Source organism: Noviherbaspirillum humi (assembly GCF_900188095.1).
GTDB classification, from domain to species: Bacteria; Pseudomonadota; Gammaproteobacteria; order Burkholderiales; family Burkholderiaceae_D; genus Noviherbaspirillum; species Noviherbaspirillum humi.
The window spans coordinates 1-12,957 of the sequence record NZ_FZOT01000035.1 but is presented as its reverse complement, the minus strand read 5'-3'; the positions used below and the strand labels follow the sequence as shown (position 1 = coordinate 12,957).

Below are 12,957 nucleotides of genomic sequence, written 5' to 3'. Positions count from 1 at the left end.
CTGGCCGGCATGAAGGATTCCAAGACGATTGTCGCCATCAACAAGGATCCGGAAGCGCCGATCTTCTCGGTGGCCGACTACGGCATCGTCGGCGACCTGTTCCAGATCGTGCCGGCGCTTTCGGACGCACTGCCCTGAATCCGGCGTTCCAAGCGCGGTTTGGAACGACGCCATACGCATGCGCGGCACATCGGGTGATCCGCCCCTAGCGGCGCCGCTCCCGAATCATCATGCCTTTGCTTGCCGGCCGCGCCCTCTCGCCGGCCTGGACATGAGTTCCAGAATGAGCTGCCGCAGCCAGCGATTGCCGGGGTCGTTGTGGTAGCGCTGGTGCCAGAGCTGCTTCACCTCGTATTCCGGCAGCGGGAAGGGAACCGGCAGGATCTGATAGGCGCCGCGCTCGCGCAGCAGTTCGCCGAAGCGCTCCGGCACGGTCACCACGAGGTCGGTATGCTCGGCCACGAAGGCGGCGCCGAGATAGTTGGGCAGCTCGATCGCCACCCGCCGCCTCAATCCCTGGCGCGCGATTTCCTTCTCGATGATCAGCGGCGCCGCGCCGGAGGAGGCGATGGCCGCATGGTCTTCCTCCTGGAACTGCTTCAGCGTCAGCCGGCCGCGGATGCGCGGATGCGCCTGGCCGACGACGCAGACGAAGGTCTGCAGGAACAGCACCTGCTGGTAGAAGCCGCTTTCCAGCTGCGGCATGAAGCCTACTGCGAGATCGGCGACGCCACTCTCCATCTGCTGCGCGATGCCGTCGCCGATCGGCAATACCTCGATGCGGATGCCGGGCGCCGTGCCGCGCAGCTTTTCCCACAGGCGCGGCAGCAGGATCAGCTGGCTGATGTCGGTCATGCAGATGCGGAAGGTGCGGCTGGAACTGGTGGGATCGAACTCGTTGCGCTTCCCCATCACCGCATCCATGGCCTGCAGCGCATGGCGCACCGGCCCGGAAAGCTCCTCCGCGAACGGCGTGGGTTCCATGCCCTGGGAGGTGCGCACGAAGAGCTGATCGCCGAAATGGCGGCGCAGCCGCGACAGCGCCACGCTCACCGCCGGCTGCCCGAGGTCTAGCGATTCGGCGGCTGCCGACACGCTGCGGGTACGGTAAATCTCATCGAAGATGGCGAGCAGGCGCAGGTCGAGATGGCTGATCATGGCGGCACGATTATTCGCTTGGAAGAATGCGCATTATTGCATCCATTGGATTTACAGAATACGGGGCTGTGCTTAGCATGCTTTCGAACTTCATGAATCCAGGAGACAAGCAATGAGCGAGCATCTTCCCGTTCTCATCGCCGGCGGCGGCATTGGCGGCCTGGCCGCTGCGCTGGCCCTGGTGCGGCGCGGCTTTTCCGTCAAGGTGCTGGAGCAGTCGCCGGAGATCGGCGAGATCGGCGCCGGCATCCAGCTCGGGCCGAATGCCTTCCACGCCTTCGACGCCCTCGGCATAGGCGACAAGGCGCGCGGCCGCGCGGTGTTCACCGATTTCATGGTGATGCACGACGCCATCGACGAGTATCAGGTCGGCAAGATCCCGACCGGCGATGCCTTCCGGCGCCGCTTCGGCAATCCGTACGCGGTGATCCACCGCGCCGACGTGCACCTGTCGCTGCTGGAGGGTGCGCAGGAAAGCGGGCGGGTGGAGTTTCAGACCTCCACCCGGGTCGAGCGCATCGAGCAGGACGGGGACAGCGTGACCGTGTTCGACCAGGACGGCAAGGCCTATCGCGGTGTGGCGCTGATCGGGGCCGACGGCGTGAAGTCGGTGGTGCGCCGGACTTACGTCAACGATCCCGCCAGGGTGACCGGTCATGTGGTGTACCGCGCGGTGGTCGACAAGAAGGATTTCCCCGAAGCGCTGCAGTGGAACGCGGCCAGCATCTGGGTCGGCCCGAACTGCCACCTGGTGCACTATCCGCTACGCGGCGGCGAGCAGTACAACGTGGTGGTGACCTTCCACAGCCGGCAGCAGGAAACCTGGGGCGTGACCGACGGCAGCCGGGAGGAAGTGCAGAGCTATTTCCAGGAAGTGTGCCCGAAGGCGCGCCAGCTGATCGATCTGCCGAAGAGCTGGAAGCGCTGGGCCACCGCCGACCGCGAGCCGATCGGCCAGTGGAGCTTCGGCCGCGCCACCCTGCTCGGGGATGCCGCCCATCCGACCACCCAGTACATGGCCCAGGGCGCCTGCATGGCGCTGGAAGATGCGGTCACGCTCGGCGAGGCGCTGCGCCGCTGCGACAACGACTTTCTCCAGGCCTTCGACCTGTACCAGCGCGCCCGCGTGGCGCGCACCGCCCGCATCGTGCTGTCCTCGCGCGAAATGGGCCGCCTTTACCATGCCAGGGGCGTGGAGCGGCTGGTGCGCAACGACCTGTGGCGCGGCCGTTCGGCGGAACGCTTTTACGATGCGATGGAGTGGCTGTACGGCTGGAACATCGGCAATTGCATGGCGGCAGCGCAGGCTTGAGCGCGGTGCCGTTCTTTTCCCGCCCGCAGCGCGTCCGGCCTTTATCCCGCCGCAATCCGCCGTAAGCCATTTCCTGCCGGATTTTTGGCGTGCCGCTTCGACCCGGCGCAGCAATTATCTACAGCATGTTTGAGCTTTCTCGAACCGGCTCGATGGAAGCGCCGCCGACGGGTGACTATACTGAGGCCATTCGCAATGCGCCCGGCGGGCTCGCCGCGGCGCATCCCATTCGAAAGCGCGGCTGCAACGGCTGGCCAATCCGTTCCCGGGCGCTGCCGGATCGCGCCGCAGCGGGCGCCGGCAGCCGGGGCAGGTTCTCACGCCGGGGCGTTCTCGCAGCGAGGAGCGGCTGAGATGACGGCGATACTGCGTATAGACGAAGAAGAGGTCAGCGTCGATGACTTCATCAAGAACCTGAAGCTGACCGGCCAGTTCGAGGGCCTGATCGAGCAATTGGTGCGCGACAAGCTGGCCGTGCATTCCGCCAGGAAGCAGGGCATCCGGGTGAGCGCCGAGGAAATCCAGGAAAGGGCGGACCAGTTCCGCCGCGCCAAGGGCCTGCACCGCGCCGCCGATACCAACCGATACCTGGATGCGCTCGGCGTCAGCCTGGACGACTTCGAGGCCTTCATCACCGATACGCTGTTCGAGGAAAAGATGATGCGCCAGGTCTGCAGCGACGATGCGGTGGAAACGTATTTCCAGTTGAATTCGCCGCGCTTCGAGAGCATCGAGATCAGCCATATCGTGCTAGATACCGAGGGCGCCGCCAAGGAGATGGTTTCTTATTTGCAGGACGACCCGGACAGCTTCGAGGACATGGCGCAGGAACACTCCATCGCGGAAACCCGCGAGCGGGGCGGCGCCATCGGCAAGGTGCTGCGCGGATCGCTGCGGCCGGACATCGAGGCCAAGGTATTCAACGCCGCCGTCGGCGACCTGCTCGGCCCCTTTCCCTCCGAAGACGGCTCCTTCTATGAAATCTTCAAGGTCACCGAGCGCCATCCCGCCACGCTGAACGAGGATACGGCGGTCGAGGTCAGGCGCCTGCTGCGCGACCAGTGGCTGATGGCGCGCGCCAACGAGCACACCATACAGGCCTGCTGAGACCCAGGGCTCGCCCCGTAACCAGCGCCCCGCGCGGGCCCGGATGCAAGCGCTGCCGGAGACCTCAAGATGGAAACACCCACCCAAGCATCCAGCCTTGCCGACTTCCTGGCGACGGTGGAGATTCTGTCCCCGTTCGCGCCGGAAGAGCTGGCGCGGCTGGCGGAGGCGGCGCAATCGCGCCAGTTTGCCTTCGGCGACACCATCTGCAACGCGGGAGACCCGGCCGATGGACTGTGCGTCATCAAGGCCGGCTCGGTGCGCATGTTCACCGAGGAGAACGGCAAGGAAATCAGCATGGGCGTGCGCAAGGTGGGCGAGGTGTTCGCCGAGATCGCCATGCTGCGCGACTACCGGCATGAATCCTCGGTGCGCTCTTCCGGCAAGACCGAACTGCTGTTCATCCCGCGCGCGGCGATCGAGCCAGTGGTGGCGCGCAATCCTGAAGCCCAGTCCTTCGTCAGCACCTATGTCGCCATCAATTCCGCCGGCGGCTTCGTCACCGGCCTGTTCGATCTGCGCGGCAAGGTCAACAAGAAGGAGATTGAGGAGCTGGTGCGCAGCGTCGGCATCAAGCGCATCTCCGCCGGAAAGGAAATCCTGAAGCAGAATTCGCGCGACGACCGCCGCCTCTATGTCATCCGCCACGGCGAGGTGCGCATCGCCTGCGACGACGGCGGCGACGAACATGTGCTGGCTACCTTGCGCCAGGGCGAAATCTTCGGCGAGAAAGCCTGTCTGCTGCGTCAGGAGCAGATGGCCACCGTCACCGCCCTCACCGACGCCACCCTGCTGGTGATCCCGGAAAAGACGGTGCACCTGATCCTGGAGCGCAATCCCAAGCTGCGCGAGGTGCTGGAAGACCGGGTGCGGGGACTGGAGCGGGAACTGCAGCGGCAGAAGAAGCTCGCCGAGCGGCGCAAGCGGCCGGTGCTGCTGGACCTGCATTCCAAGCCGGCTTTCGGCGAGCGCGTGCTGCGCCGCTTCCCGCTGGTGGAGCAGGCGGAAGAAATGGATTGCGGCGCCGCCTGCCTGGCCATGCTCTGCCGCCACAACAACATCCCGATGACGCTGGGCAAGCTGCGCGAGCTGGCCAACGTCACGACGCAGGGCGCCACCATGGAAAGTCTGGCCCGCGCCGGCGAGTCGCTCGGCTTCACCACCCGCGGCGTGCAGTGCACCTACGAGGCGCTGCTGGGCTTCGAGCTGCCCTTCATCGTGCACTGGGAGGGTTATCACTACGTGGTAGTGTACGGCGTGTCGAAGGAGAAGGTATGGGTGGCGGACCCGGCCATCGGCTTCCGCAAGATGTCGGTGGAAGAGTTCGAGCGCGGCTGGCACGGCACCTGCCTGCTGTTCACGCCGGGCGAGAACATGGTGCAGATGGCGGCGCAGCGCTCGCCGTGGCTGCGCTTCATCGGCTACCTGCGGCCCTACCGCAAGATCCTGGCGCATCTGTTCATGGCCACCTTCGTCATCCAGATGCTGGGCGTGGTGCCGCCGATGATCATCCAGAACATCCTCGACGGCGTCATCGTGCACGAGAACGTGGGTCTGCTGAACCTGCTCATCGTCGGACTGATCATCTCCAACCTGTTCACCCAGGCGATGAGCACCATCCGCGCCTGGCTCGGCAACTTCATGGTGCGAAACATGGACTTCGCCATGATGTCGCAATTCTTCAAGCACACCATGGCGCTGCCGTTTTCCTTCTTCGCCAAGCGCAAGGCCGGCGACATCCTGGCCCGCTTCGAGGAGAACCTGACGATACGCTCCTTCCTCACCGAGTCGACCGTCACCACCATCCTCAACCTGCTGATGGTGTTCATCTACTTCACCATCATGTTCATGTACAACGTCCGGCTGACAATGGTGCTGATCGCCTTCATCATCCCCATCATGGCGTTGACGGTTCTGGTGACGCCGCGCATCAAGAACTATGCGCGCGAAGCCTTCGCCGCCGGCACCGACGCCAAGGCTTACCTGATGGAAGCGCTGGGCGGCGTGGAAACCATCAAGGGCATGGGCATCGAGCGCGCCATCCGCCTGAAATGGGAAAAGAAGTACGCCAAGTCGCTGGATGTGCAGTACAAGGCCCAGTCCTTCAACATCCTGGTGTCGCTCGGCAGCCAGCTGCTCAATGCCGCCACCACCATCGCCATCATGTGGGTCGGCGCCAGCCTGGTGCTGTCGCACGAGCTGACGGTGGGCCAGCTGATCGCCTTCAATGCGCTGATGGGCAGCGTGCTGGCGCCGCTGATGGGACTGGTGGGGCTGTGGAGCCGGCTCAACGATGCCGGCGTGGCCATGGAGCGGCTCGGCGACGTGCTCGACATGGAGCCGGAGCAGAAGCCCACCGACCTGCCGTCGCGGGTGCTGCTGCCGGACCTGCAGGGCGACATCAAGCTGGAGAACGTATATTTCCGCTACGGCGGCAACGACACGCCGTATGTGCTGGAGAACATCAACCTCGACATCAAGTCCGGCGAGCTGGTGGCCATCGTCGGCCGCAGCGGCTCCGGCAAGACCACGCTGGCCAAGCTGCTGGTGGCCTTCTATCCGCCGAGCGACGGCAAGATCAGCGTCGACGGCTATGACCTGGCGGTGATCGACAAGGAGTATTACCGCGCCCAGGTCGGCTATGTCATGCAGAGCAACCTGCTGTTTTCCGGCACCATTGCCGAGAACATCGCCAGCGGCGAGGAAAGCCCGGACCGGCGGCGCATCGAGGAAGTGTCGAAGATGGCGGATGCCCATGGCTTCATCAGCAAGATGCCGCTCGGCTATGAACAGGTGGTGGGCGAGCGCGGCATGGGCCTGTCGGGCGGTCAGATACAGCGCCTGTGCATCGCCCGCGCGCTCTACCACGACCCGCGCGTGCTGGTGTTCGACGAAGCCACCTCGGCGCTGGATACGCAGTCGGAGAGCAACATCATCGGCAACATGCATGAAATCCTGAAGGGGCGCACCGCCGTCATCATCGCCCACCGGCTGTCCACCATCATGCAGGCCGACAAGATCCTGGTGCTGTACGAGGGCGCGGTGGTGGAGCAGGGCAGGCATGAGGAATTGCTCGGCCGGCGCGGCATGTACTATCAACTGGTGCAGAAGCAGCTGAGCGCGGCATGAAGATACTCGACCAGGAACCGGACGCCGGCAGCGCCATCTCCTATGCCGGGCTGCTCGAGAAGATCGAGATCATGCGTTCGACCCTGCGCTGGGCCTCGCGCCTGGAGCGGGCGGACATCGAGAAGCTGCTGCGCCAGGCCGGCATCCTGCGCGACGAGGTGATGCAGCTGTCGTACAAGGAACGCTTCGTGCGCGCCGCCAGCAGCGAGGCGGCGCCGGCGCAGCAGTCGCCCGGCCAGCGCAAGCAGGCGCTGCTGGCGCGCAGCTTCGTGTTCGAGGGCGTATTCGGCGACAACCCGAAGCTGCTGGATGCGCTGGAGGTGGCGGAGAAGGCGGCGCCGACCGACCTGCCGGTGCTGATCGACGGCGAGAGCGGCACCGGCAAGGAACTGATGGCCAAGGTCATCCATGCCAACGGCGCGCGCGCCGACAAGCCCTACATTTCCGTGAACTGCGGCGCCATACCGGACAACCTGCTCGAGTCGGAACTGTTCGGCCACAAGCGCGGCGCCTTCACCGGCGCGGCCAACGACCGCAAGGGCAAGTTCGAGAGCGCCCATCGCGGCACCATCTTCCTCGACGAGATCGGCGAGCTGCCGCTGCAGGGGCAGGTGAAGCTGCTGCGGGTGCTGCAGTCGCATGAAATTCAGCGGGTCGGTTCGGATGAAGCGATTTCGGTCGACACCCGCATCGTTGCCGCCACCAACAAGAACTTGCGCCAGCTGATCCAGCAGGGCACTTTCCGCGAAGACCTGTTCTACCGGCTGAGCGTGATCCATGTCACGCTGCCGGCGCTGCGCGAGCGCCGAGACGAGATCCCTTTGCTGCTGGCTTTCTACGGCGACGAGGCGGCCGAGGCGCTGAAGCGGCGGCCGGTGCGCATGACGCCGCGCCTGCGCGACTTCCTGTTGAACTACGCCTATCCCGGCAACATCCGCGAGCTGCGCAATATCCTGTACCGGCTATCCTGCCTCGCCGGCGACATTGCCGACATCGTCCATCTGCCGGAAGACATCCGGCCGAAGGCGGCGCTGGCTACGGCAGCCATGGCGGAGGGCATCACGCTGGCCAAGCTGCCGGCCTCGCTCAGCGAAGCCAAGCGCGCCGCCAGCGACGAGGCGGAACGCGCCTTCCTCGAGCGCGGCCTGCGCGAAGTGAACGGCACGGTAGCGGAACTGGCGCGGCGCTGCGAAATGAACCGCTCGCACCTGCAGGTGCTGCTGAAGAAGCACGGGCTGCACTCCAAGGATTTCCGCAATCGCGGCAATGCGCAGGATACGATGCCGGCGGACGGCGCCGGCATGCAGCAGTAACCCGGGTCTATCTTTCCTTCCTATCGGCGGATGCCGCCGCATGCTCGGCCGACACCAGGTTGCCGTTGTCGGTGCGCCTGTCGTCGCGGAACTCGCCTTCCCAGTAGCTGCCGTTGGCCCAGGTATAGCGGCCCTGGCCATGGTTCTTGCCGCGCACCCAGTCGCCCTGGTAGCGGTCGCCGCTCTTGAACCAGAAGGTGCCCTTGCCGTGCGGCAGGCCGTCGCGTACTTCGCCCTGGTAGCGGTCGCCGTTGGCGTAGACGATGGTGCCGCGGCCGTTGGGCATGTCATGCGCCCATTCGCCGTTGTAGCGCTGGCCGTTCTGCCACACGAACTGGCCGCGGCCTTCCTTCTTGCCTTGCACCAGGGTGCCGTCGAACTGGTTGCCGTCGGACCAGACGATGCGTCCGGTGCCGGAAACGCTGCCGGTCTTCGGGTCGGCGGAGAAGTCGCCGATCATGGTCTGGTTGCCTACCTTCAGCGTCTTCCTTTCGGTCACCGTCGGGATGCCGCCGGAAGCGCTGGACCGGCTCGATGCCGTGCCGGACGATCCGCTCGTGGCAGGCGGCGCGTTGCTCGCCGCGGCAGTCGTCGACGCAGGTTCCGCCGGCTTGGCGGCTGCGTTCGCTGCGGGCTGCTCCGGCGCCGAAGCGCGGGCTTCCTGCGCCGGTTCCGCCGGCACGGCAGCCGACGCTGCCGGCGGCTTCAGGCCGGCGATGCGGTCCCGCGCCAGGGCCGCGAAGCGGCCGCGCGGATAGCGGTTCAGGTAAGCCTCGAATGCCGGAGCCTGGTTGATGGCGACGGCGGTATCCCAGGCCCGCTCCTCGATCTGCGCCGGGCTCGGTTCCGCCGCGTCGGGCTTGGCGCTGGCGCTCTCCTGGGCCGGGCGCTGGCGCGGCTCCATGCGCACCTCCGGTTGCCGCGCTGCCGGTCCGGGCGCCGCCGCCACCGCCTCGGCCGCCGGCTTGGCCTTGCGGCTCTCCAGCCATTGCCGCGCCGCCTGCGCGTAGCGGCCGCGCGGGTATTGCCTCAGATAGCTCTCGTAGAAATAGGGCTGGCCGGAATTGGCGGCACGCCGCCACGACTCATCCTCGGCATAGGCTGCCGGGACGGCGGGCGGCGCATCGCTGGCCCGCGGCGCCGGGGCGCTTGCGGCGGCGGCAGGGGGCGGCACGGCCTCTGACCGCTGCGGCTGTGCCGGTTCCGTCGGCCGGGCGGTTTTCCGGCTTGCCGATGGGGTGCCGGCCTCGGCCTGCATCGGTGTTTCGGGTTTGGCGGCTTCGGGTCCGCCGCCGGCGGAGGTGCCGGCTTCCGAATTGCCGGAGCTTTGCATCGCCGCCGGCCGGGGCAGGGCGCGCTGGTTCTGGTTGCCCCAGTAGACGCCGGATGCAACGCCCGCAGCCAGCACGAGGCCGAGCGTCACCCAGGTCGGCAGCGGGCGGTTCCACATGCTGTCGGCCGGCACCGCCGCGGCGCGGCGCGGCGTGCCGGGCGGATTGCGAAACTCGCCTTGCATGGGCGGCAGGTCGTCTGCCGGCGGCGCCTTCATGGTCACGTCTTCCTGCGCCGGCTCGGGAGCGGGCGCCGCAGTGCGGGTGGGCGCTTCTGCGCGGGGCATTTCGCGCGGCGGCGTTTCCGCCAGGCCGAGCGCATGGCGGAACTCGCCGATCGACTGGAAGCGTTTCTCCGGTTTCACCGCCAGCGCCTTGTCGATCACGGCGAGGAAGCCGCTGCTGAAGCGGCCCTTGCCGATCTCGGCGGCCGACTTCATTTCGTCGCGCACCATGCGCGCCACCGCGGGCGGCGGCGCATGACCGCCGATAAGGAAGTAGACCACCGCGGCGAGCGCGTAGATATCGGTCCAGGGGCCCTGGCGCAGGCCGGCGATGTCGGCGTATTGTTCGATCGGAGCAAAGCCGGGCTTGAGGATCACCGTCAGGCAATGGGTGAAATCGCCGATCACCTTGCGCGCCGCGCCGAAGTCGAGCAGCAGCGGCCGTCCATCGTTGAGCAGCATGATGTTGTCGGGCGCGATGTCGCGGTGCAGGCACTGCGCCCGGTGGATGACGGCGATCGCATCGCACAGGTCGGTGAGCAAAAGGCGTATCCAGCTTTCATTGGGCGTGATGCGGCGCGATTTCACCGCCTGCTTCAGCGTCGTGCCTTCGTAGTAGGGCATCACCATGTAGGCGGTGCCGTTGCCTTCCCAGAAGCGGTGCACCTTGACCAGCGCGGGCGCGTCGAACTGGGCCAGCAGGCGCGCTTCGTTGATGAAGCTCTTCAGGCCGGCGGTGAAGGTCGCCTCGTTCTGCGCAGAGCGCACCGTGACGGCCATGCTCCCGGTGCGCGACGCCAGGCCGGAGGGCATGTACTCCTTGAGTGCGACATGGCGTCCGAGCGAATGGTCGTAGGCGAGGTAGACGATGCCGAAGCCGCCTTCGCCGATGAGGTCGATGATCTCGAATTCGTTGAGCCGGGTGCCTGGCGACAGGGTATTGGCGCTGCACTCGCGTTCCGCTGCGGCGGGTTCGCGGGTCTGGATGCCTAGCGTGCGCATGGCGGTCTTGTCGGTCTGTGGGTTCATCCTGGTACCTCGGGGTCATGTACATCGCTTGCAGGGACTGCGCACCGGCGCGAGCCGCCTGACTTTCCGAACCAAGCTGTATTCAAGAACCCTGCCAGCCCCGTCCATCAGGCCGGCGCGTTGCTGTGCGTTCATTCCCTGCCTTTCCCACCACGCCCGCGCGGGCGCGGGACCGATTTAGTATAGGGCGTAGCGGTTTTTCGGCACGCTTGGGTGGCCATGTTTGAAGCTAGATCAAACTTGCTTCGAGTCCACTGTTGGAGGGAAGGCGGCAGTTTCGCAGCGTGATCGGGGAAGTGTTCGGCGGGACCCGGCGCGCCCGAACCGCTCATGAACCGCATGGCGTTCAGGCGCGGCGCCGGATGATTGAAGCGGCGTCAGAGCGAAGGATTGAGCACCGTCTTCTCGATGCTGTAGAGATCGTCGGCCCGGGCCACCACCACCGATACATTGTCCCGGCCGCCGTTTCTGAGGGCCAGTTCCAGCAGGCCCTCGGCCGCTTCGCGGCAATTCCGGCCGGCGAGGAGGCGGGCCATGTCCGCTTCGCCCACTTCATTGCTCAAGCCGTCGCTGCACAGCAGGAACATGTCGCCGTCCTCGGCGCTGATGAGGTCGTCGTCCAGTTCCAGCGCATCGGCCACGCCGACGGCCCGCGTGATGAGATTGCGGGCGAAGCGGGTGAGCAGGTCGTCTTCCTCGATGTTGCAGCGCGCACGGATTTCCTCGATCTGGCTGTGGTCGCGGCTGAGCTGGCGCAGCTTGCCGCCGCGGAAGAGATAGACCCGGCTGTCGCCGGCCCAGAGATAGCCGCATTGCCGGCCGTGGGCGAGCAGCACGACCACGGTGCTGCCGATGATGTGGGCATTGCGATTGGCCGCTTCCACCCGCAGCTGGCGGTTCACCGTCTGCAGGCGGTCGCGCGCGTCCTCCATGAACTTCGCCAGGCTGGGCGCGGGCGGCAGCTGGTTCAGGCTTTCGATCACCAGCCGGCTGGCGAGATCGCCAAGCGTATGGCCGCCCATGCCGTCGGCGACGGCCCACAGCCCGCGGTCGGGCTGCTCCAGGCAGCTGTCTTCATTGATCTTCCGCACCAGTCCGACATGGGAGCAGGAGGCCGATGTCCAACGAATCTGCGCGTCATCCGCCATGGAAACCTCGGTAGTCATGGATTGCCGCAATGCCCGCAGCCGGATTCGCGCCCGGCCGCTATCCCCGGTTGTTGGTGCTGTTGCCTGCCACCGCGACATTGATGTTCGCGTTGGCGGCGCTGTTGTTCACGTCGACGACCTGGATCTGGTTGATCATCTGATCCGCATAATTGTTGATCTGGTAAAAATTGACGACCGAGCCGGAGCCGAATTCGCTGCTGGTGAAAGGGCGTATCCAGCCGTAGACCCAGGGGGCGCCGCCGCCGCTGATGGCGGCCATCGCCGCGCGGTCCATGTCGCGGTTCATGCTCAAGTCGTTGATGGTGATCGCTGCCATGTCATCTCTCCAAGATAGGCCTTCGGTCTGAGGCAGTATTGAGGTGGATCGGATTTTCGGCCGAATCGATCGGCCATGCCTGGCTTGACCATTGCGAGGACCGTGCCAGGTGCCGATCGTGCGCGGCGAGGGCAGGAAAGCCAAGGTTTGCGCCGGAATTCCGTTGCCTGCGAACGGCAGCCGTCAGCAAGGCGTTTGGCGCCGGCCGACTTTTATCTGCGCCTGTTGGCGCTCAACCGACAGGGGAATGCGGCACAGCGACCGCACGTGCGCCCAACAGCCGGCCTCGCGGCATCAGGCGAAGCGGCTGTTCAACCGCAGGAGAAGCCGGCCTACTTTCCGCCCTTCACCTTGCCGCCGGTGAAGATGTCGCTCATGCCCGGCGGATAGTCGACGATGCGCTGGCGGCGCATGATGGAAGAAGCCGGAATCGGCTGATAGCCGCGGTTGCGGGCGCCGCCGGTGACGGCCTTCATCGCTTCGCGGTCGAGGGTCACGCTGTTCGCCAGATCGCTGATTTTGATGCGAGACATGGTGTTGCTCCTTGGTCGTTGCACGGCGGGCGTGGCGCTGGATGAAGTAACGCTTCGTCAGTCCAGTATAGCCAAAACGAGGGTAATGCAAACTCGTCTGCCACGCTTCGCCGCAAATGGCAAAGCTCATCCTGTCCCGCGGGAAAGGATGAGCGTCGAGTTGGCAGCCGCAGGGCGTGCTGCTTACAGCGCGATGCCGGCGTTGGCCCATTGCGAGGGGCTGACGTCGAGCTTCGGCATGACGAAGCCGGCGCCGATCACGCCGACGTTGTTCAGCGCGTCGACCTGCACGTTCTGCAGCTGCTGGATGTTCTGGGCGATGTTGATGTTCACATC

General features: G+C 65.8%; 9 protein-coding genes and 1 pseudogene. 5 read left to right on the top strand and 5 right to left on the bottom strand.

Features of this window, described 5'->3' with window-relative positions; translation table 11 throughout:
• A pseudogene (locus CHB88_RS24950) lies at positions 1-138 on the top strand (electron transfer flavoprotein subunit alpha/FixB family protein); the annotation flags it as partial.
• Between the two features lie 90 nt (positions 139-228).
• Here CHB88_RS24950 and CHB88_RS23860 read toward each other — a convergent pair.
• Positions 229-1,158 (bottom strand): LysR family transcriptional regulator, encoded by a 930-nt coding sequence (locus CHB88_RS23860; RefSeq protein ID WP_245845229.1) that lies wholly within the window; start codon positions 1,156-1,158, stop codon positions 229-231.
• Between the two features lie 112 nt (positions 1,159-1,270).
• Here CHB88_RS23860 and CHB88_RS23855 point away from each other — a divergent pair, with 112 nt between their 5' ends.
• The 4 genes from CHB88_RS23855 (at position 1,271) to CHB88_RS23840 (ending at position 8,019) form a co-directional block, all read left to right on the top strand.
• Entirely contained in the window at positions 1,271-2,470 is a 1,200-nt protein-coding gene (locus CHB88_RS23855) for a 3-hydroxybenzoate 6-monooxygenase (RefSeq protein ID WP_089401862.1), read from the top strand.
• 354 nt (positions 2,471-2,824) lie between these two features.
• Positions 2,825-3,577, top strand: coding sequence for a peptidylprolyl isomerase (locus tag CHB88_RS23850; protein WP_089401861.1), 753 nt, complete (start codon positions 2,825-2,827; stop codon positions 3,575-3,577).
• Positions 3,578-3,646: 69 nt separating this feature from the next.
• On the top strand, positions 3,647-6,706 hold the full coding sequence (locus CHB88_RS23845) for an ABC transporter transmembrane domain-containing protein (protein ID WP_089401860.1): 3,060 nt from the start codon (positions 3,647-3,649) through the stop codon (positions 6,704-6,706).
• Positions 6,703-8,019, top strand: a complete 1,317-nt coding sequence (locus tag CHB88_RS23840) for a sigma-54 interaction domain-containing protein (RefSeq protein ID WP_089401859.1) — start codon at positions 6,703-6,705, stop codon at positions 8,017-8,019. The genes CHB88_RS23845 and CHB88_RS23840 overlap by 4 nt, the downstream gene beginning before the upstream one ends.
• A gap of 7 nt (positions 8,020-8,026) precedes the next feature.
• Here the strand turns inward: CHB88_RS23840 and CHB88_RS23835 are convergent, their stop codons facing one another.
• The 4 genes from CHB88_RS23835 to CHB88_RS23820 form a co-directional block, all read right to left on the bottom strand.
• Entirely contained in the window at positions 8,027-10,603 is a 2,577-nt protein-coding gene (locus CHB88_RS23835) for a protein kinase domain-containing protein (protein ID WP_089401858.1), read from the bottom strand.
• Positions 10,604-10,980: 377 nt separating this feature from the next.
• Entirely contained in the window at positions 10,981-11,751 is a 771-nt protein-coding gene (locus CHB88_RS23830; protein ID WP_089401863.1) for a PP2C family protein-serine/threonine phosphatase, read from the bottom strand.
• A 58-nt stretch (positions 11,752-11,809) separates the two neighbouring features.
• On the bottom strand, positions 11,810-12,088 hold the full coding sequence (locus tag CHB88_RS23825) for a hypothetical protein (RefSeq protein WP_089401857.1): 279 nt from the start codon (positions 12,086-12,088) through the stop codon (positions 11,810-11,812).
• A 332-nt stretch (positions 12,089-12,420) separates the two neighbouring features.
• Positions 12,421-12,621, bottom strand: a complete 201-nt coding sequence (locus tag CHB88_RS23820; protein ID WP_089401856.1) for a hypothetical protein — start codon at positions 12,619-12,621, stop codon at positions 12,421-12,423.
• Positions 12,622-12,957: the final 336 nt, after the last annotated feature.

Coding starts and splice junctions, on each gene's coding strand:
- CHB88_RS23860 (WP_245845229.1), bottom strand. CDS start 1,158: ATGATCAGCCATCTCGACCTGCGCCTGCTCGCCATCTTCGATGAGATT.
- CHB88_RS23855 (WP_089401862.1), top strand. CDS start 1,271: ATGAGCGAGCATCTTCCCGTTCTCATCGCCGGCGGCGGCATTGGCGGC.
- CHB88_RS23850 (WP_089401861.1), top strand. CDS start 2,825: ATGACGGCGATACTGCGTATAGACGAAGAAGAGGTCAGCGTCGATGAC.
- CHB88_RS23845 (WP_089401860.1), top strand. CDS start 3,647: ATGGAAACACCCACCCAAGCATCCAGCCTTGCCGACTTCCTGGCGACG.
- CHB88_RS23840 (WP_089401859.1), top strand. CDS start 6,703: ATGAAGATACTCGACCAGGAACCGGACGCCGGCAGCGCCATCTCCTAT.
- CHB88_RS23835 (WP_089401858.1), bottom strand. CDS start 10,603: ATGAACCCACAGACCGACAAGACCGCCATGCGCACGCTAGGCATCCAG.
- CHB88_RS23830 (WP_089401863.1), bottom strand. CDS start 11,751: ATGGCGGATGACGCGCAGATTCGTTGGACATCGGCCTCCTGCTCCCAT.
- CHB88_RS23825 (WP_089401857.1), bottom strand. CDS start 12,088: ATGGCAGCGATCACCATCAACGACTTGAGCATGAACCGCGACATGGAC.
- CHB88_RS23820 (WP_089401856.1), bottom strand. CDS start 12,621: ATGTCTCGCATCAAAATCAGCGATCTGGCGAACAGCGTGACCCTCGAC.